The following is a 17967-nucleotide window of genomic DNA, read 5'->3' on the forward strand; positions in this document are numbered from 1 at the left end:
GTCAGTGCCCTAGATATTCACGAAGCGCCGCGCGGCAACCCTGCGCCCGGATCATCGACAGCCAGTAAGAAAACCGCGCAACCACGTCCTGTTGCTCTGATAGATCTCCATAGATCTGGCTTTGCTGCAACCAGACCTCAGGGGTTTTCTGCGCGCGTTCCGCTGCGGATTTGCGGGCCTCCCAATCGGGGTCGTTTGGCGCGATCCCGCTGGTATCCTCGCGCTGCCCGGTACACATCTGCGCCCAGAGCGCCTCCACAAGGCAAAGCCCGTCAATTGCGCTCTTGCTCCGCACGGCATCGCGCAGGATCGGCAGCACAAACCCCGGATGGCGCGATGAGCCGTCATAGGCCACACGCCGCGTCGTGTCGCGGATCTCCGGATTGGAGAAGCGCGCCTCAATCAGGGTAAGGTAATCCTCCGGCGCCATCTCGGGTACTGCCGTCACATGCGGTAGAATTTCCACCGTCTGTACCTTGCGAAAGAAGGCCGCCAGCAAGGGATCTTTCATGCAGTCGGCGATGGTCGCGATCGACAGCAGCTCACCTGCGTTGGCCAGCACCTGATGGCCCGCGTTCAGCACGCGGATTTTCATGCTTTCGTAGCCGTGAACATCGTCGGTGAAGATGGCCCCCGCCAGATCCCAAGGAGGGCGCCCGGCGCAGAATTCATCCTCAATGACCCAATGCCGGTAATTCTCATGTGACACGGGGGCGGTGTCCTCAATCCCGTAGTCCCTGGCCAGAGCGATCTCAGCCGGACCGGTGGCGGGCACAATGCAATCCACCATGGAATTTGGAAAGGCCCCGGTTTGATCAATCCATGCGGCAAGCTCCGGATCGGTCTGCTGCGCCAGTGTCACCACTGCAGCGCGGGTAATTTGACCGTTGCCCTGGAGGTTGTCGCAGCTTTGCACGGTGAAGGCGGGCAGGCCACGACCCCGGCGCAGGCGCAGCGCCGCAACTATGGCACCAAACACGGTGCGTGGGCGGTCGGGCCGGGCAATGTCATGCCGGATATCCTCATGGTTGAGGTCCAGTCCCTTGTGCTGTGCGTCCTGATAATAGCCACCTTCGGTCACAGTCAGCGAAACGATACGGATGGCGGTGCCTGCCATGCAACGGATCAGGCTGGTATTGTCATCTTCGACCGGTAGGAAATCGATCATCGGTCCGATCACCTCGGCGGACCGGCCGGTCGGATCCAGTTCGATCAATGTTGTCAGACAATCCTGCGCCAGCAAGCGGTCCCGCATTCCTGCATCGGCCGCACGGACGCCGGCCCCGATGATGCCCCAATCCATCGCCAAGCCCCGCTGCATCAAGGCATGCAGATACCAGGCCTGATGCGCGCGGTGAAAATTTCCAAGTCCGATATGGACGATGCCAGGGCTGATTTCGGCGCGGTCATAACTGGGCCGGCCAATCGTCTGCGGCAGTTGGCTCAATGTATCATTCGAGAGTTTCATGGCTGGTGCCTCCCACCTGTGTTCCCGCATCAGCTCATCCATTGGCCGCCATCGACGTTGTAGGTCTGAGCCACCACATAATCGGCGGCCTCGCTGGCCAGAAAGACGACCATTCCGGTCAGATCTGCTGCGGTGCCCATCCGCCCGTAAGGAACAGATTGCGCCACCTCGGCCTTTTTCTGGCCGGGGGCCTTGCCTTCATATTTGGCAAAGAAGGCATCAACCCCGTCCCAATGTTCACCGTCGACGACACCGGGGGCGATGGCGTTCACATTGATCCCATGTGAGATCAGGTTCAGCCCGGCAGATTGCGTGAGGCTGATCACCGCCGCCTTTGTCGCGCAGTAGACGGATACCAAAGGCTCACCCCGACGGCCGGCCTGGCTGGCCATGTTGACAATCTTGCCGCCGGTGCCCTGGGTGATCATCTGTTGTGCCGCTGCTTGCATCATGAACAACGTACCGGAAACATTGATGTCAAAAGTGCGCTGGTAGGCTTCTCGGGTCACCTCAACCAGCGGCGCCGCCGTGAATACGGCGGCGTTGTTGATCAGAATGTCGAGGCCGCCGAAGCACTCAACGGTGCGGGAGAGGGCGCGGTCAATGCTGGCTTGATCCGTGACATCCAGCTCGACGGCAATCGCCGCCGCGCCGATTTGCGCGGCAGTTGCCTCTGCACGGGCAGTATCAATATCGGCGATCATCACGCGCGCGCCCTCATTCGCATAGGCTTCGGCAAAGGCCGCCCCGATGCCACGGGCAGCACCTGTGATCAGGGCGCGTTTTCCACTCAGCCGTTTCATTCGATCCGCAGCCCGTCGGAACCAAACCGATGCAGATGCGTCATGTCAGGCGTTAGGAAAACGCGTGCGCCGTAGCCCAGATCTAGCTCCCCGCTCGCTCGCACGGTAAGCGGGTCGTCAAAGGCGTCACATTGCACGTGGAAAAAAGTGTCGGATCCCAGATGCTCAGAGACACCAATGGTTCCCGCCCACATCCCCTCTGTTTCTGAGATGCTGAGATGTTCGGGCCGGATGCCGATGGTGGCTACATTGTGCTGCGCTGCCTGCGGGCCGGTTAGAAGGTTCATCTTCGGCGATCCGATAAAGCCCGCGACAAATACATTGCGTGGCGCGCGATACAGCTCCATCGGACTGCCGACCTGTTCGATCACGCCAGCCTGCAAGACGACGATCTTGTCAGCCATGGTCATCGCCTCAACCTGATCATGGGTCACATAGATCATGGTGGTTGCAAGGCGTTTGTGCAGCTCCGAGATTTCCAGCCGCATGCCAACGCGCAGGGCGGCATCCAGATTGGACAGCGGTTCGTCAAACAGAAACGCCGCCGGTTCACGCACAATGGCACGGCCGATCGCGACGCGTTGACGTTGACCGCCCGACAGCTGGCCGGGGCGGCGATCCAGATAGTCGGTGAGGTTCAGCGCCGCAGCGGCGTTATCAATTCGGCGCTTCTGCTCATCCGCCGGAATGCCCGCCATCTTCATCGGAAAGGTGATGTTCTTGCGCACCGACATATGCGGATAAAGCGCGTAGGATTGAAACACCATCGCCAGTCCGCGTTTCGCCGGGGGGATGTCGGTTGCATCCTCGCCATCGATGCGGATGGTGCCGGAGGTGATATCCTCCAGTCCCGCGATCAGGCGTAGCAGTGTTGATTTGCCACAACCGGACGGGCCGACAAAGACGGTGAATTCGCCATCTTCAATGGTCAGGTCCAGCGGCGGGATGACCTCAACGGGGCCAAAATTCTTGGTCACGCTTTCAAGTTTGATCTGTCCCATAGGTGTCTTCCTTATTTCACGGCGCCGAAGGTCAGGCCGCTGACAAGTTGTTTCTGGCTGAACCAGCCAAGGATGAGGATCGGAGCGATGGCCATTGTCGAAGCTGCCGACAGCTTGGCGTAGAACAGGCCTTCGGGGCTGGAATAGCTGGCGATGAACGCGGTGAGCGGTGCGGCCTTGGCGGCGGTCAGGTTCAGTGTCCAAAAGGCTTCGTTCCAGGCCAGGATGATGTTCAACAGGAGGGTGGAGGCGATTCCGGGGATGGCCATCGGTGTCAGCACATAAAGGATTTCCTCCTTCAGCGTGGCACCATCCATACGCGCCGCCTCAAGGATCTCACCGGGGATTTCCTTGAAGTAGGTGTAAAGCATCCAGACAATGATCGGCAGGTTGATCAGCATCAGCACCACAACCAGACCAAAGCGGTTGTCCAGCAGCCCCATTTTGATGAACAGGATGTAGATCGGGTAGAGTACGCCGACCGCGGGCAGCATCTTGGTCGACAGCATCCACAGCAGGATATCCTTGGTGCGTTTCGACGGCACAAAGGCCATCGACCAGGCAGCAGGCACCGCGATGATAATGCCCAGAATGGTCGAGCCACCGGCGATGATCACCGAATTCCAAAGGAACCGCATATAGTCGGAGCGTTCCTGCACAACGCTGTAGTTTTCCAGCGTCCAGTCAAAGAACAGGAAGACGGGCGGATCGCTGATGGCCTGTGCCTCGGTCTTGAAACTTGTGAGAATGGTCCAGAGGATGGGAAAGAAGATCAGTAACCCGACAGCCCAGGCCAGCGCCGTATTGATGGCTTTGCGTCTTGGTGTAACGGCTCGTGCCATGGTGGCCTCCTATGCGTCCAGGTTCTTGCCAACGATGCGCATCAGGAAGATGGCAACGATATTGGCGAGGATGATGGCGTAGACACCACCGGCAGATCCCAATCCGACGTTCTGGCTCTCCAAAACACGCTGATAGATCAGATAGGTGAGGGTTTTGGTCCCGAAGGAGCCTTGGGTGGTGACAAAGATCTCGGCGAAGATTGACAGCAGAAAAATCGTCTGGATCAGCACAACAACCGTGATAGCCCGGCTCAGGTGCGGCAGGGTGATATAGCCGAATCGTGCCACCGGCGGCGCGCCGTCCATCTCAGCGGCTTCCAACTGCTCACTGTCCAGCGACTGAATGGCAGTCAGCAAGATCAGCGTCGCAAACGGTAGCCACTGCCAGCTGACGATGAGAATAATCGACTGCAGCGAGGCCTCTGACAGCCATGAAACGGGTTCCGCCCCGAAGGCCTTCCACAAGTGAGCAAAGAGACCGTTCACGGGATCCATGAACATATTCTTCCAGACCAGCGCTGATACCGTCGGCATCACGAAAAACGGCGCGATCACCAGAATGCGGACAATCCCCTGTCCCCACATCGGCTGATTGAGCAGCAGGGCAAGAAACACACCGAGGATCACGGTGATGAGCAGGACGCCCCCCACGATGGTCAGTGTCGCCTGAACGCTGGGCCAGAAGGCGCTGGAGGATAGGAAGCGGGCGTAATTATCAAAGCCCACCCAGCCCAGGTCGCCACCGCGCAGGGGCAGGTATTTCTTGAACGAAAAGTAGAGTGTCATCGTCAGCGGGACCAGCATCCAGCCCAGAAGCAGGATCACTGCGGGGGCCATCATGATGCGTGCTGCCGACCGGGAATGTTGGGTCGCCATGGCAAATCTCCATTGTCGCCGGTTCTTGAGCCGTCGTGACAAATATTGGCTTGTTCTGGAAGAAGGAGCCAGAGGGCAGCCGGATTAACGGGCCGCCCTCTGGGAGGGAGGAGGCGTCAGTAACCTGCCGCTTCCATTTCGTCCGCAGTGAGAGCCTGCGCCTTTGCGAGGGCTTCTTCTGCGGTTTGCTGGCCTGCGAGTGCCGCCGAGAATTCCTGACCAACCTGGGTTGCAATGCCTGCAAATTCCGGGATGGCGGCAAACTGGATGCCGACATAAGGCACCGGATCAACCGTCGGGTTGTTCGGATCAGCTGACAGGATGCTCTCAAGTGTCATCTTGGCAAACGGGATATCCTTGTAGTTCGCGTTCTCATAAAGCGAGATCCGCGCACCGGGAGGAACATTTGCCCAACCTTCGTTCTCGGCAACCAGCTCAATGTAGTCTTTCGAGGTGGCCCACTCGATAAACTCCTTCGCAGCAGCCTCTTTCTGGGTGCCTGCGGGGATTGCGAGAGCCCAGGCCCAGAGCCAGTTGCTGCGCTTGCCCAATCCGGTGTCCGGTGCCAGTGCAAAACCGACCTTGTCCGCGACGGTGGAGTCACTGGGGTTGGTCACGAACGATGCCGCAACGGTTGCGTCGATCCACATGCCGCATTTGCCCTGCTGGAACAGCGACAGGTTTTCGTTGAACCCGTTGTTGGACGCGCCCGGCGGACCTGCATCATTCAGCAGGTTGATGTAGAAGTTGAGCGTGTTCGACCAGGCTTCACTATCGAACTGAGGCGCCCAGTTTTCATCGAACCAGCGCGCGCCAAAGGAATTGGACATGGCGGTGATGAAGGCTGCGTTTTCACCCCAACCGGCCTTGCCGCGCAGGCAGATGCCATAGGTTTCATTGCCCTTGTCGGTCATCTGACGAGCAGCATCAGCGACGAATTCCCACGTCGGTGCTGCGGGCATCTCCAAACCGGCCTTCTCCATCAGGTCGGTGCGGTACATGATCATGGAGCTTTCGCCATAGAATGGTGCCGCAAAAAGCGTGCCATCATGCGACAGGCCGCCGCGCATGGCGGGCAGAATATCGTCTACATCATACTCGGCAGGCAGATCGTTTAGTGGCACAAGCCAGCCGTTCTTGCCCCAGATTGGGGTTTCGTACATGCCGATGGTCATGATGTCGAACTGACCACCCTTGGCCGAGATATCGGTGGTGACGCGCTGGCGAAGCACGTTTTCTTCAAGGGTGACCCATTCCACCTCATGGCCGGTTTTGGCCGTGAAATCCTCTGTCAGCCCTTGCATTCGGATCATGTCGCCGTTGTTCACGGTTGCGATGGTGATCGTTTCGGCAAAGGCGGCGGTGCTGGCAAATACGGTCAATGCCGTTGCTGCACGCAATGCGCTCTTAAGGTACATCCTTATCCTCCCATGATTGGATGTTGCCATGAAAGGATATCTTGAAAGAGCGTCGCGCGTCAAATTAAAATTTACGCGCGTAAAGTTTTCAAAAAAATATTAATTCACTAGGAGTTAAGCGGATCCTCGCATGACCAGCTTCCCGTCGAACAATATCTCGCGACGGGAATCGAGCGCGCGATTGCTCTCGATTCGTGCCACCAGCGTCTCGGCGCTGGTCTGTGCAATGGCTGAATAATCCTGTGAGACCGTGGTCAGTGTCGGACATGTATAACGTGAAAACGGATGATCATCATGTCCCGCAACACGCAGGGCGCAGCCATCCCCCAACCCGACCCGCAAACCTTGTTGATATGCCGCCGACAGCAATCCGATCGCCAGGCGGTCGTTGCTGCACAGGATGGTATCTGTCTTCAGGTGACGCTCTGACAAAAGCCGTGTACCTTCGCGAAATCCGATTTCTTCAAAGTCCCAACCATCGCCGTCCACTTGGATCAACTGCGGCAGATGCCCCAGTCGTTCCATTGATGATATATAAGCCGTGCGCCGTTTGACGGCATTTGGATTGGTGGGGGTCTTCATCTCGAAAAACGCCGGTGCATCACCGGTACGGCAGAGATATTCAACAACCGTTGTAATGCTTTGCTGGTTGTTTGAGCCAATGAATGCCTCGCCAATGTCTTCGATGTTGGCATCAAACAGAACCGTCGGCACCTCGTCGCAGAACTGTTGGATCTGTGGTTTGTCGGACACGCGCCCCAATGGGGCCAATAAGGCCCCAGCAGGCTTGAGCAAGCGTAGGTTGTTTAAGTTCTCCAGCTCTTGCTCCTGAGTGCCATGCGACCCCAACAGAACGGGACGATACCCTGCTGCAATTACATGATCTTCAATGTGGCGTGCTATTTTCACAAAAAATGGGTCGGTCAGATTTGGCACGACAATGCCGATGGTTTTGGTTAGCCGCCTGTTTTGGTTCATTGCGTATAGGTTCGGGCGATAGTCGAATTTCTCCAACGCCTCTTCGATCCGCTCGCGGGTGGATTTTCGGACACTGTCTGGATTGTTGAAATATTTTGACAGGGTAGGACGAGAGATCCCGCTCACCGAGGCAAATTCATCCATATTCTTGATTTTTGGCTCACTCATGGTGGCGGTCCTTGTTGTCTGAGTGGTCGTTCTGCCGATCTCTTGTGTATGGATATTCTCATGCTAGTTGACGCGCGTCAAATTTGTGACGGCGATGCATGATCAGTTATCAACTTGGGGCCTTACCAGGTGCCCGGTATCGTTTTATGGCTGCACATGCCAAGGTGCTGAGGGAGGGCGCGCTTCGGAATCTGAAGGCGCAAGAGGTTACTCTTGGCGGCCTGATGTGGCTGGATTTGGAGCAAAACGCAGCTGAGGATATGGCGGTGGGCAAAACCACGTAGAGCTTTGATCCGAAGCCGCCTGCGCCGGTAGACTGGCGACATCCGCGCCCCATTGTGCTGGACAGAGACGATAACACTGCGCTTCGCGCTCGAGCACCATACATCGTCTGTAAACGTCTAGGGAAAGGTGGCGATATGCGCATTGGATGGGACCACGAGGGGACTTGGAAATATAGGTCGCAAAAACGAGTATGTCTGGTTGAGCGGCCCACTTTCCATGGCGCATAGAGTTTGGTTTCTAGCTTCAGAAAAATGACAAAGATTTGCTATTTGTATCGCCGCTTTTTCCACCATAAAGGCTGAAGAGGGCTTCAAAATGGAATTAGGATGATTTGGTTTTTATCGTGAGGCCATGTTGCAGGCGTTATTGGGTGACACGATAAACGTGAGATGTGCAGCAGCACAAAGGTACATCCAATGCGTTGAAAATATTTTATTTTTTGGCGGAATGGTAGGCCCGGCAGGATTTGAACCCGCAACCAAAGCGTTATGAGCGCTCTGCTCTAACCGTTGAGCTACAGGCCCGCCACAGGCTGGTTAGGAAATCGCGGGCAGGACGTCAAGCGGTGATCTTGCACCTGGGGGCAACAACGCCGACGTGTCAGCCTGCAAGCTGTCGCGTAGTCGCTCAAGAAAGCCGTTGATTACCACCTCATGGCGCCGGTCCAGCGCGTGGCGCGAGGGGTAGACCGCAAAGATATCTTTGTTTGGTGCGGTATAGCCAGGCAGGATTTTTTCATAAGTGCCGTCGGTGAGGGCGGCCTGAACCAAGAGGCGCGGTGCGCGCGAATAGCCTGCTCCCTTTGTCACAGCATGCATGATCAGATCCGTGTCATCGGCGGTAAACCCTACTCGGATAGGTGCCTGATAGGTGGCGCCCTCGCGGGTCAGGGGGAAATACCCCATCGTGTGGTCTTCGTGATGCTGGATGTATTTCAATCGCTGCATGTCTTGCGGGCAGCTGGGGCGGCCAACCCGATCCAGATAGGCGGGCGTCGCAAACAGCACCGTTTCCAGTTCGGCGATCTTGCGCCCGACACCATCCGTATCGCCAAGCGATCCCGTACGAATGGCAAGATCGTAGTTCTCGCGCACCACATCCACCAGACGGTCTTCAATCCGCATCACGATATTGAGATCAGGATAAGGCGTGTCGAGATCCATCAGCATCGGCCCCAGCACGGCCTGCGCCATGAAACGGCTTGTGCTCACTTTGAACCGTCCCGAGATCTGATCGCTCTGGGCGTCCAGCTCAGCCGTTAGCCGGTCATAGCCGCCAAGCAGGTTTTGCGCATGGGCATAGACGAGTTCGCCAGCGCGGGTGGCCCGCACGCCACGTGGTGTGCGCAGCATCAGCGCGTGCCCCAGCAGCGTTTCAAGTGATTTGATCTGCTGGCTGGCAGCTGATTGGGTCAACCCCCGGCGCTGTGCTGCGCGGTTTATACTGCCTTCATCCAGCGCAATGGCAAAGGTTTCCAGAAGCGTCAGACGGTCCATTATCAGGATCCTTATAAGCACGGCTAATATCTCATATCGCGCGCGGACGCCTGTTGCCAGAGACATTGACGCGCTAGGTTCTGTATCACGCTACATTTGCTGAACTGGATACCGGAGTTTCTTATGACCCTTTCTCGCAGACATCTTCTTGGTGGCCTTGCCGCTGCCCCGGTGGCGACCCTCGCCAGTCCTTCGCTGCTGCGCGCCGCGAGCCACAGCGCGGCTGAAAGTGCGACGCCTGACCTGCCCGTGGCCTATCACAGTTTTCAGATCGGATCGGCCCGGGTGACCGCGCTGCTAGACGGGCATTTCCTGCTGAACACCAGCCAGATCAACGGGTTTGATCAGGCCGAGGCTGACGCGGTTCTGGACGGAACATTCTATCGTATCAAGGACGATCAGATGTCACTGCCGGTGAACGGCTATCTGGTGGAGCAGGGCGAGGCTGTGATGCTGATTGATGCAGGCACCGCCGATCTCTTCGGGCCGATCCTGGGCGGGCTGGAGGCGGCCCTGCGTGCGGCTGGACGCACACCGGAAGAGATCACCAGCGTGATCGTCACCCACCTGCACCCGGATCATATCGGCGGCCTGCTCAAGAGCGATGGCACCGCGCGTTTCCCCAATGCAGAGATCATCGTCGGGCAGGGCGAGTATGATTTTTGGCATGATGATGCCGTATATGCGGGCGTCCCACAGGACTCGCGAGGGTTCTTTGATATCGCGCGGGCGTCCGTCGCACCTTATCAAAACCGCCTCAAGATGTTTGATGGCGAGGCGGATGTCATGAGCGGGCTGCGCTCAGTGCCACTGCCAGGGCACACACCTGGGCATTGCGGATACATGCTCGAAACCGGCGCGGCCCCGCTGCTGATCTGGGGGGATCTGATCCACAGCACAGCGCTGCAATTTGCCCGTCCCGATTGGACACTGGCCTTTGACATGGATCCGGAGCAGACCGTGAAGAGCCGCACCATGATGCTGGACCGTGCTGCCAGTGAAGGGCTGTTGGTCACCGGTATGCATCTTGATTTTCCCGGTCTGGGCCGCGTCGAGCGGGATGGCGATGCCTATGGCTTTGATCAGGCCCCCTGGCAGTTCTCGCTCTGAAGACATCGGTTTCCGGGCTCTGAACACGCCCGGATCCAGCGGTCGCACCCCGGTCTCCGGGGTGCGGCAGATTCCTTTGTTTCTTTCTGTCGTGCCTTGCGCTAAAGGCTGCGCAACGTCTTTGAAGGAGCACTGAGATGACCAGCGGCAAGAACGGTTTGACCTACGCGGATGCGGGGGTGGATATTGATGCAGGCAACGCTTTGGTGGACCGCATCAAACCCGCCGCGAAACGGACAAATCGCTCTGGTGTGATGAGCGGCCTTGGCGGTTTCGGTGCGCTGTTTGACCTGAAAGCTGCGGGATACGAGGATCCTATCCTTGTTGGCGCAACCGACGGCGTCGGCACCAAGCTGCGGATTGCCATCGACACTGGAGTGGTGGATGGCGTTGGCATCGATCTGGTTGCCATGTGTGTGAATGATCTGGTTTGCCAAGGGGCCGAACCACTGTTCTTCTTGGATTATTTTGCGACAGGTAAGTTGGAAACAGAAATCGCCGCCCGCATCATTGAGGGCGTTGCCGAGGGCTGCGTGCGGTCTGGCTGTGCGCTGATCGGTGGTGAAACTGCGGAAATGCCGGGCATGTACCCGGAAGGCGATTTCGACCTTGCAGGTTTTGCTGTTGGTGCCATGGAACGTGGCACTGCACTGCCTGCTGATGTGGCCGAGGGCGACGTGCTGTTGGGACTGGCCTCAGATGGTGTGCATTCCAACGGCTATTCTCTGGTGCGCAAACTGGTCGACGTATCCGGCCTCGACTGGGATGCAGATTGCCCCTTTGGCGAGGGGTCTCTGGGTGAGGCGCTGCTGACGCCAACCCGTCTTTATGTCAAACAATGCCTTGCAGCCGTGCGGGCTGGTGGCGTACATGCGCTGGCCCATATCACTGGCGGTGGCTTGACCGAGAACCTGCCACGCGTATTGCCCGAAGGGCTGGGCGCCAACATTGATCTGAATAGCTGGGATCTGCCGCCTGTCTTTAAGTGGATGGCGGCCACCGGTGGCATCGTCGAGGCCGAAATGCTGAAGACGTTCAATTGCGGAATTGGCATGATCCTGTCGGTTTCGGCCGACCGCGCAGATGCGCTGGTTGCGGTGCTGGAAGGCGAAGGCGAAACCGTCACGCGCCTGGGCACCGTTACCGCAGGTGAGGGGATGCGCTACGCGGGCTCTTTGCTGTGAGCCATAAACGTGTTGCGATCCTGATATCTGGCGGCGGCTCCAACATGGTGTCGCTGCTAGACAGCATGACGGATGATCACCCAGCGCGCCCGTGTCTCGTTTTGTCCAACAATGCTGACGCTGGCGGATTGACCAAGGCTGGCGCCGCAGGCGTCGCAACGGCCGTGGTGGACCATCGCCCGTTCAACGGCGACCGCGCAGCCTTCGAGGCTGAGCTGGTCAAACCGATTTTTGATGCAGGCGCAGACATTGTTTGCCTGGCGGGGTTCATGCGTGTGTTGACCGCCGGATTCGTCTCTCAATTCGAAGGCCGGATGCTGAATATACATCCGTCTTTGCTGCCTAAATACAAAGGGTTACATACCCATGCCCGCGCATTGGAGGCAGGTGATTCAGAGCATGGCTGCACCGTGCACGAGGTGACGCCGCTGCTGGATGACGGTCCAATTCTGGGTCAGGCGCGGGTGCCAATCCTCGCGGGTGATACGCCAGATAATCTGGCCGCACGGGTTCTGGTGCAGGAGCACAGGCTTTATCCGGCGGTATTGCGTCGCTTTGCAGCGGGCGAAACATCGCCGGTGACACTGCCCTAGCGCAGATCCTGCACTGAGGCGCTGTTGCCGCGCCAATCCAGCTGTTCGGTCTGCGGTATGGGTGTCAGTAGCGCAGGCAGACCAAGAACAGTCAGCAATGCCACAGCTGCTATTACTGGCAGTAGCCCGCCGGACAGACGGCTGCGAGAGATCTTGCTTGGAAACATGTCGAGTACGGTCATCGGTCATTCTCCTATTGGCGGTGTCTCTCCTATCTAAAGGATCGCCTGATATCATGAAAATGAATATTTGATATATTTATTATAACAAATTTTGATGATATACGCCTCTGAAGCACCTGTCCGCATATGCGCGGTATCAGAAATCACAGACCGTCGTCGCACTTGTTTGCAATGACTGGGACAAGCGCGTATCACGGCTCAGCAATCCTGATTAACAAAAAAAGTCGTAATTGATGAAAACTCTTACCTCTACCGAAGAACTACAGGCCTTCTGCGAAGCGGCAGCACAGCACCCTTATGTGACGGTGGACACTGAGTTTTTGCGAGAACGGACCTACTACTCGAAACTTTGCCTTGTGCAGCTTGCCTATCCCGGCAAGGAAAACGAGAACGCAGTTCTGGTTGATCCGCTGGCCGACGGCTTGTCGATGGAGCCACTTTATACACTTTTTCGCAATGAGAACGTGGTCAAAGTCTTCCATGCGGCACGTCAGGATCTGGAAATCTTCTGGGTTGAGGCTCAGGTTTTTCCAACGCCTTTGTTCGATACACAGGTCGCAGCCATGGTCTGTGGTTTTGGTGAGCAGGTCGGTTACGAAACGCTGGTGCGTAAGATCGTCAAACAAGGTGTGGACAAAACCTCGCGCTTTACCGATTGGTCACGCCGCCCACTGAGCGATGCTCAAAAAACCTATGCCCTCGCTGATGTTACTCATTTGCGTCAGATCTACGAACATCTCGCGGCGGAGCTAAAACGTACAGATCGGTCCCATTGGGTCGCCGAAGAACTGCAGGTGCTGACCGATCCGGCAACCTATGATGTTGATCCGCAAGAGGCCTGGCGCCGGGTTAAGACCCGCACCAATTCTGGCAAGTTTCTCGCTGTGGTCCGTGAACTGGCGGCGTTTCGTGAAACCTACGCCAAAACAAACAATGTGCCGCGGAACAGGGTGTTCAAAGATGATGCACTGGTTGAGCTTGCCTCGACCAAGCCACGTTCGGGCTCGGATCTGGGCAACTCCCGTCTGCTGCTGCGCGAAGCCCGCCGGGGTACCATCGCCGAGGGCATCCTTGAGGCCGTTACACGCGGCATCAATTGCCCGGCCGGATCACAGCCCCAGCCTGACCGTAGCCGTGAAAAGCTTCAGGTGAATCCCGCTCTGGCTGATTTGCTGAGAGTTCTTTTGAAGGCCAAGACCGAAGCCTCCGGCGTTGCGGCAAAATTGATCGCCCCCAGCTCAGATCTGGACGCGATTGCAGCCGGGCAGCGGGACGTGCCAGCCTTGAATGGTTGGCGTCACGAGGTCTTTGGTGCTGATGCACTGCGCCTTTGCAATGGTGAGATTGCGCTCGCTGCCAAAGGTCAGGACGTAAAGGTCGTAACGCTCTGACTGCAGTGATTGCCACACAGCAGCGCTGCAAAGGTGACTGGTATTCCATACAAAAGGCGCCCTAAATGGCGCCTTTTGTATGGCTGAAATATCGTGAAATCCGCTGAGACGGCCCCCGTCAGCGACGACTTTCGCGGGCGTTTTCAGCGGCAACCACTCGAATATTCCGGACACCAGCCAGTTGCTGTTTGGTCAGGCTGACCGCCGCGCGCAGGGTGCGGGTGCGATCTGTGCCCACTGCTGTGCGATACTCGGGATAGACAGCACGGAAGGTAAAATCCAACGTCTCATCGCGGGTGCGGGCGTCGATGTCGGCCTCATCAAGGCGTAGTTCCACCCCAAAAGCCCCCTGACGTGCAGCTGTGCCTGTGGCGTAGAGGATAGCACCTGTGGGGGTGCGCTCAATTCGCATATCCTGAATGCTTTTCACCAGGACACTGTTGTCCACGGCATCGGGGCGAGAAAACACACCGACGCGGGGTTCAACAGGGATCAACGGGTTGGTCGACTGGGCTGCGTCACGCTGGGTCTCAACCTCGTCAGAGCCGCCGAACCAATTCAGTGGGTTCACACGCGAGTCGCGAAACCCACAGCCAGACAGCGCCACGGCCCCAATCAGAATGAGTGCGAGAGATCTTTGCATAATGGTTCACCCGTTCGATATGTCCTTGCATGTGGTTACCCGATTGCAAGCCACTTGAAAAGCAGTTGAAAAGCCGATGTTTGCGGCTTAGGTCGTGCAATGTCCCCGGTGCCGATATGCAGGCCTGAGGGTCGGACCCGCATGCGAGGGCAAAACCAGATGAGGAAACATCCAGATGGCCAGTGCAGCCTTTGAAGAAATTGTCGAAGATTTCGAGTTTCTTGAAGATTGGGAAGATCGCTATCGCCATGTCATCGAGCAAGGCAAGGCGATGGATTCGCTGGATGACGCGCTGAAGGTTCCGGCAACAAAGGTGGACGGCTGTGCAAGTCAGGTCTGGCTGCATCCCACAATAGAAAACGGTGTGTTCCATTTTGATGGCGAAAGCGATGCCATGATCGTGCGGGGCCTGATCGCTGTTCTGCGGGCGCTCTACAACGGATTGACTCTGGCTGAAGTGCTGGCAGTGGACGCCCGCGGGGAACTGGAACGCCTTGGTCTGAATGATCACCTGTCAGCGCAACGCTCAAACGGTCTGACGGCGATGGTGCAGCGCATTCGTGAAACCGCGGCTGCGGCGATTTGATCTGCCAGAGCTGACGTTAGCTGGGACCGGTTTCGGTGGCCCCCCCTCGTGCGTGCAATAATTTGATGAAGTCACGCAATAGCGTCACTCGGCGTGGCCGAAAGTTCTCGCCTGTTCTGCAGTAACCGTCGATGCGGGTGACGTGAAAAATGCGAAAATTCTCGCGTTTGCAACACCAGGCCAACAGCATCACATTTTGGTCGTGATAGGATAGCGCCAACGGGTAGATGCGGCGCTGGGTTTGTGCGCCGTTCAGGTCGCGGTAGCCAATGTCCAGCGCTTCCTCTGCCCACATAGATTCGCGCAGCAGGGTCATGTCGATGGTCGGCTTTTCAGGCGTGTTAAAGCGGTGGACTAGATTTACCGCGTGCATAGCTTGCCATTGGAGACGCTCCGGCAGAGTGGCGAGGATCTTGACCAGCGCATCATTCGCAGCCTGCGCCAGGTCCGCGTCGCCACGCTGGTTCACATCAGCCAACCCGAGAGTCAGCGCTTCCAGTTCAATCTGGGTGAATGTTTGCGGGGGTAGGGCGAGGTCCTCGGTCATCGTGTATCCAAGGCCGGCCTCACCCTCAATTCGCGCACCGGCGGCGCGCAGACTGTCGATGTCACGGTAGATCGTGCGCTCTGAGACTTCCATCGTAGCGGCAAGCTGTGCGGCAGTCACAGGCGGGCGCAATCCCCGAATGAGGTGCAGCAATCGAAAGAGGCGATCTGTTTTTGGCATGAGGTCTTATAGCTGAACTATCCTGACAGGAATTGGCAGGAGGGTATCGGCATATCCCCCTTATCATCAATCCGGAAATCAGAAAGTCATTGATATGTTGACACTTTATCATTCACCATACAGCCGCTCCTCTCGTGTGATTGCGCAACTCATGCTCATGGGGGAACTCGATGCTGTTGAGGTGATCACAGTCGACGTGCTGCGCCATGACGGTGTTGGGCGTCGTGATCCCCACAATGCCCACCCTGAGGGGAAGGTGCCTTATCTTGTGACGGAAGACGGACAGGGTATCCGCGAAAGTGCCGCGATCATGATGTATCTGGACGAGGTATTCGGCCAACCTTTCAGTCCCGAGATCGGATCACCCAAACGCGGCGCATACCTTAGCTGGATGGCCTATGCGGGTGGTGTGCTGGACCCTGTGTTGGTGGCCGCTTTCTCAGGGCTGGATCACCCGGCGATCACCGGTACCTTTCGCAGCATAGAGGAGGTTTGCACCACGCTGGCAGCCGCACTGAACCAGGGGCCGTTTCTGCTGGGGGACGAGCTGAGCGTTGCAGATATTCTTTTGGCATCGCCGTTCCAATGGGCACCCCATCTGATGCCTGATAATGCGTCAATCAAGGCTTGGGTGGGGCGTGTCGGCGACAGGTTGGATGGCGAGACTATAGCCGCGTATGAGGCCAGGGCGACGGCACAGTTGAGCACGCAGGCAGGCACCTGACGTATTTCCGTGCAGACAGAACGGCGCGCGCGATCTAATCGCGCGTTGCTGTGTCACCCCACTGCAAAAGCGCAGTTTGCAGTTCGCCATACCCGGTGTGGCGATGCTCAAACGCAAGCCCCATGCGATCCGCGCAATTGCGCGCTTTCTTGACCAGCTCCGGGTCGCTGATCTGTGACTGATAGATCAGCTTGGTATAGTTGCCAAAGACCATGTCCCGCAGCTCCGGGTGCTTATCGAGCCCCATAGGGCGCCAGACAAAAGCGTCGAACTGTTTTACCAGAAAATCGGTCAGGTAAAAGGCCGTGATTTCACCCGCTTCGCTCTGGGCAGCAAAACGGTCGTTGCCCTCAAAGAACGAATAACAATGTGGCCCGGCGATCATCTCTACGCCCAGGTCGGCGCATTTTCGTTCTAGCGCGCCACCGGTGCCGCAGTCGGCGTAGACGATGTAAATCTTGTCATAGACAGCCTTGTGCTTGGCCACTGCGCCGCCAACGGCGTCGACGATTTGATCTGGATAGAGGTGTAGCTTCGCAGGCAGGCAAGTCAGGTCGATGTGACCCATCCCGTTGGCTTCCTTGATATCAAGGATTTCGCGCGCCAGCGCGCCACAGGCGATCAATAGGATGCGGCCAGTTTTACGCTGCGGTGCGGCCAAGCCCCGTTCGGTGAGGGATGTTTCCTCAAGCGTGCGCCCCGTGGGCGGTTGGAAGGCCGCCCGCTCAGTCAGGCGGGCGGCGCGTCCTTTGCGTGCCAAATCAGGCGCTCATCTGGTTGTGCTTGCGCGCAACAAAATCCTTGGCCATTTCCACTGCAACAGCTGCGTCGCGGCAATAACCGTCCGCACCAATGGCCTTGCCGAACTCCTCGTTCAACGGCGCACCGCCAACCAGGACGACATAGTCATCGCGCTTGCCTTGCTCGACCAATGTGTCGATCACAACTTTCATGTAAGGCATGGTTGTGGTCAGCAGGGCCGACATGCCAAGGATGTCAGGCTGGTGCTCTTCCAGCGCCTCCAGGTAGTTTTCAACCGGATTATTGATGCCGATATCAACGACTTCAAAACCGGCACCTTCCATCATCATGGAGACGAGGTTCTTGCCGATGTCATGGATGTCGCCCTTGACGGTGCCGATAACCATGGACCCCATGCGCGGTGCGCCGGTTTCCGCTAGCAGCGGTTTCAGGATGGACATTCCGCCCTTCATTGCGTTGGCCGCCAGCAGCACTTCGGGCACAAACAGAATGCCATCACGGAAATCAGCGCCAACGATGGTCATGCCGCCGACCAACGCCTCGGTCAGGACCTTGTACGGTGCCCAGCCACGACCAAGCAGCAGATGTACGCTCTCTTCGATTTCTTCCTTCAGGCCATCATAAAGGTCATCGAACATCTGCTGAACGAGGTCTTCGTCATTGAGATCTGCCAGGATGATGTCATCTGCGTCTTCCGACATGGGTGTATTCCTTGACTGGGCGGGGTGAC

Annotated in this window: 20 protein-coding genes and 1 tRNA gene; 7 read left to right on the plus strand and 14 right to left on the minus strand. The window is 57.4% G+C overall.

All coding sequences use genetic code 11. From position 1 onward, the window contains the following. Window position 1 precedes the first annotated feature (1 nt). From PhaeoP97_RS06500 to PhaeoP97_RS06530, 7 genes are all read right to left on the minus strand, one after another. On the minus strand, window positions 2-1468 hold the full coding sequence (locus PhaeoP97_RS06500; protein ID WP_072506341.1) for a mannitol dehydrogenase family protein: 1467 nt from the start codon (window positions 1466-1468) through the stop codon (window positions 2-4). A gap of 29 nt (window positions 1469-1497) precedes the next feature. After that, window positions 1498-2271 (minus strand): L-iditol 2-dehydrogenase, encoded by a 774-nt coding sequence (locus PhaeoP97_RS06505; RefSeq protein WP_072504381.1) that lies wholly within the window; start codon window positions 2269-2271, stop codon window positions 1498-1500. Further along, window positions 2268-3272, minus strand: a complete 1005-nt coding sequence (locus PhaeoP97_RS06510; RefSeq protein WP_072504382.1) for an ABC transporter ATP-binding protein — start codon at window positions 3270-3272, stop codon at window positions 2268-2270. Before PhaeoP97_RS06510 ends, PhaeoP97_RS06505 begins: the two co-directional genes overlap by 4 nt. A gap of 11 nt (window positions 3273-3283) precedes the next feature. After that, window positions 3284-4114, minus strand: coding sequence for a carbohydrate ABC transporter permease (locus PhaeoP97_RS06515; RefSeq protein ID WP_014874441.1), 831 nt, complete (start codon window positions 4112-4114; stop codon window positions 3284-3286). 9 nt (window positions 4115-4123) lie between these two features. Next, entirely contained in the window at window positions 4124-4990 is an 867-nt protein-coding gene (locus PhaeoP97_RS06520) for a carbohydrate ABC transporter permease (RefSeq protein ID WP_072504383.1), read from the minus strand. A 116-nt stretch (window positions 4991-5106) separates the two neighbouring features. Further along, window positions 5107-6408, minus strand: a complete 1302-nt coding sequence (locus tag PhaeoP97_RS06525) for an ABC transporter substrate-binding protein (RefSeq protein WP_072504384.1) — start codon at window positions 6406-6408, stop codon at window positions 5107-5109. A gap of 114 nt (window positions 6409-6522) precedes the next feature. After that, entirely contained in the window at window positions 6523-7554 is a 1032-nt protein-coding gene (locus PhaeoP97_RS06530) for a LacI family DNA-binding transcriptional regulator (protein WP_072504385.1), read from the minus strand. Window positions 7555-7652: 98 nt separating this feature from the next. Between PhaeoP97_RS06530 and PhaeoP97_RS20280 the strand changes: the two genes are divergently transcribed. Continuing rightward, window positions 7653-7838: a hypothetical protein gene (locus PhaeoP97_RS20280; RefSeq protein WP_157891235.1), complete on the plus strand. Its 186-nt coding sequence runs from the start codon at window positions 7653-7655 to the stop codon at window positions 7836-7838. A gap of 449 nt (window positions 7839-8287) precedes the next feature. Here PhaeoP97_RS20280 and PhaeoP97_RS06535 read toward each other — a convergent pair. Both PhaeoP97_RS06535 and PhaeoP97_RS06540 read right to left on the minus strand, forming a co-directional pair. Next, window positions 8288-8363 (minus strand) — tRNA-Ile (locus tag PhaeoP97_RS06535). A 12-nt stretch (window positions 8364-8375) separates the two neighbouring features. Continuing rightward, window positions 8376-9335: a LysR family transcriptional regulator gene (locus PhaeoP97_RS06540; RefSeq protein WP_072504386.1), complete on the minus strand. Its 960-nt coding sequence runs from the start codon at window positions 9333-9335 to the stop codon at window positions 8376-8378. 123 nt (window positions 9336-9458) lie between these two features. On the opposite strand from PhaeoP97_RS06540, the gene PhaeoP97_RS06545 reads away from it, so the two are divergent. The 3 genes from PhaeoP97_RS06545 to purN all read left to right on the plus strand — a co-directional run bounded on the left by PhaeoP97_RS06545 (window position 9459) and on the right by purN (window position 12222). Then, the gene (locus PhaeoP97_RS06545; protein ID WP_072504387.1) at window positions 9459-10445 is read left to right on the plus strand and encodes an MBL fold metallo-hydrolase; all 987 of its coding nucleotides are present in this window, start codon (window positions 9459-9461) and stop codon (window positions 10443-10445) included. Between the two features lie 137 nt (window positions 10446-10582). Beyond that, on the plus strand, window positions 10583-11629 hold the full coding sequence (purM, locus tag PhaeoP97_RS06550) for a phosphoribosylformylglycinamidine cyclo-ligase (RefSeq protein WP_072504388.1): 1047 nt from the start codon (window positions 10583-10585) through the stop codon (window positions 11627-11629). Next, complete coding sequence (gene purN / locus PhaeoP97_RS06555; protein ID WP_072504389.1) at window positions 11626-12222, plus strand: phosphoribosylglycinamide formyltransferase; 597 nt, start codon at window positions 11626-11628, stop codon at window positions 12220-12222. Before purM ends, purN begins: the two co-directional genes overlap by 4 nt. Here purN and PhaeoP97_RS06560 read toward each other — a convergent pair. Beyond that, on the minus strand, window positions 12219-12404 hold the full coding sequence (locus PhaeoP97_RS06560; protein ID WP_072504390.1) for a hypothetical protein: 186 nt from the start codon (window positions 12402-12404) through the stop codon (window positions 12219-12221). The two genes, purN and PhaeoP97_RS06560, sit on opposite strands and share 4 nt — an antisense overlap. 233 nt (window positions 12405-12637) lie before the next feature. On the opposite strand from PhaeoP97_RS06560, the gene rnd reads away from it, so the two are divergent. Beyond that, window positions 12638-13795 carry a ribonuclease D gene (rnd, locus tag PhaeoP97_RS06565; RefSeq protein WP_072504391.1) on the plus strand — a complete coding sequence of 386 codons (1158 nt, stop codon included), beginning with the start codon at window positions 12638-12640 and terminating at the stop codon, window positions 13793-13795. 118 nt (window positions 13796-13913) lie between these two features. Here rnd and PhaeoP97_RS06570 read toward each other — a convergent pair whose 3' ends face one another. Beyond that, window positions 13914-14438, minus strand: a complete 525-nt coding sequence (locus PhaeoP97_RS06570; RefSeq protein ID WP_072504392.1) for a hypothetical protein — start codon at window positions 14436-14438, stop codon at window positions 13914-13916. Between the two features lie 175 nt (window positions 14439-14613). On the opposite strand from PhaeoP97_RS06570, the gene PhaeoP97_RS06575 reads away from it, so the two are divergent. Beyond that, window positions 14614-15024 carry a SufE family protein gene (locus PhaeoP97_RS06575; RefSeq protein ID WP_072504393.1) on the plus strand — a complete coding sequence of 137 codons (411 nt, stop codon included), beginning with the start codon at window positions 14614-14616 and terminating at the stop codon, window positions 15022-15024. Window positions 15025-15040: 16 nt separating this feature from the next. Here the strand turns inward: PhaeoP97_RS06575 and PhaeoP97_RS06580 are convergent, their stop codons facing one another. Next, window positions 15041-15751: a helix-turn-helix transcriptional regulator gene (locus PhaeoP97_RS06580; RefSeq protein ID WP_072504394.1), complete on the minus strand. Its 711-nt coding sequence runs from the start codon at window positions 15749-15751 to the stop codon at window positions 15041-15043. 94 nt (window positions 15752-15845) lie between these two features. Between PhaeoP97_RS06580 and PhaeoP97_RS06585 the strand changes: the two genes are divergently transcribed. Next, the gene (locus PhaeoP97_RS06585; RefSeq protein ID WP_072504395.1) at window positions 15846-16475 is read left to right on the plus strand and encodes a glutathione S-transferase family protein; all 630 of its coding nucleotides are present in this window, start codon (window positions 15846-15848) and stop codon (window positions 16473-16475) included. A gap of 34 nt (window positions 16476-16509) precedes the next feature. Here the strand turns inward: PhaeoP97_RS06585 and PhaeoP97_RS06590 are convergent, their stop codons facing one another. Continuing rightward, entirely contained in the window at window positions 16510-17235 is a 726-nt protein-coding gene (locus PhaeoP97_RS06590) for a DUF1638 domain-containing protein (protein WP_072504396.1), read from the minus strand. Between the two features lies 1 nt (window position 17236). Then, window positions 17237-17938 (minus strand): corrinoid protein, encoded by a 702-nt coding sequence (locus tag PhaeoP97_RS06595; protein WP_072504397.1) that lies wholly within the window; start codon window positions 17936-17938, stop codon window positions 17237-17239. Window positions 17939-17967: the final 29 nt, after the last annotated feature.

The organism is Phaeobacter porticola (assembly GCF_001888185.1).
Classification (GTDB): Bacteria; Pseudomonadota; Alphaproteobacteria; order Rhodobacterales; family Rhodobacteraceae; genus Phaeobacter; species Phaeobacter porticola.

Coding starts and splice junctions, on each gene's coding strand:
- PhaeoP97_RS06500 (WP_072506341.1), bottom strand. CDS start 1,468: ATGAAACTCTCGAATGATACATTGAGCCAACTGCCGCAGACGATTGGC.
- PhaeoP97_RS06505 (WP_072504381.1), bottom strand. CDS start 2,271: ATGAAACGGCTGAGTGGAAAACGCGCCCTGATCACAGGTGCTGCCCGT.
- PhaeoP97_RS06510 (WP_072504382.1), bottom strand. CDS start 3,272: ATGGGACAGATCAAACTTGAAAGCGTGACCAAGAATTTTGGCCCCGTT.
- PhaeoP97_RS06515 (WP_014874441.1), bottom strand. CDS start 4,114: ATGGCACGAGCCGTTACACCAAGACGCAAAGCCATCAATACGGCGCTG.
- PhaeoP97_RS06520 (WP_072504383.1), bottom strand. CDS start 4,990: ATGGCGACCCAACATTCCCGGTCGGCAGCACGCATCATGATGGCCCCC.
- PhaeoP97_RS06525 (WP_072504384.1), bottom strand. CDS start 6,408: ATGTACCTTAAGAGCGCATTGCGTGCAGCAACGGCATTGACCGTATTT.
- PhaeoP97_RS06530 (WP_072504385.1), bottom strand. CDS start 7,554: ATGAGTGAGCCAAAAATCAAGAATATGGATGAATTTGCCTCGGTGAGC.
- PhaeoP97_RS20280 (WP_157891235.1), top strand. CDS start 7,653: ATGATCAGTTATCAACTTGGGGCCTTACCAGGTGCCCGGTATCGTTTT.
- PhaeoP97_RS06540 (WP_072504386.1), bottom strand. CDS start 9,335: ATGGACCGTCTGACGCTTCTGGAAACCTTTGCCATTGCGCTGGATGAA.
- PhaeoP97_RS06545 (WP_072504387.1), top strand. CDS start 9,459: ATGACCCTTTCTCGCAGACATCTTCTTGGTGGCCTTGCCGCTGCCCCG.
- purM (WP_072504388.1), top strand. CDS start 10,583: ATGACCAGCGGCAAGAACGGTTTGACCTACGCGGATGCGGGGGTGGAT.
- PhaeoP97_RS06560 (WP_072504390.1), bottom strand. CDS start 12,404: ATGACCGTACTCGACATGTTTCCAAGCAAGATCTCTCGCAGCCGTCTG.
- rnd (WP_072504391.1), top strand. CDS start 12,638: ATGAAAACTCTTACCTCTACCGAAGAACTACAGGCCTTCTGCGAAGCG.
- PhaeoP97_RS06570 (WP_072504392.1), bottom strand. CDS start 14,438: ATGCAAAGATCTCTCGCACTCATTCTGATTGGGGCCGTGGCGCTGTCT.
- PhaeoP97_RS06575 (WP_072504393.1), top strand. CDS start 14,614: ATGGCCAGTGCAGCCTTTGAAGAAATTGTCGAAGATTTCGAGTTTCTT.
- PhaeoP97_RS06580 (WP_072504394.1), bottom strand. CDS start 15,751: ATGCCAAAAACAGATCGCCTCTTTCGATTGCTGCACCTCATTCGGGGA.
- PhaeoP97_RS06585 (WP_072504395.1), top strand. CDS start 15,846: ATGTTGACACTTTATCATTCACCATACAGCCGCTCCTCTCGTGTGATT.
- PhaeoP97_RS06595 (WP_072504397.1), bottom strand. CDS start 17,938: ATGTCGGAAGACGCAGATGACATCATCCTGGCAGATCTCAATGACGAA.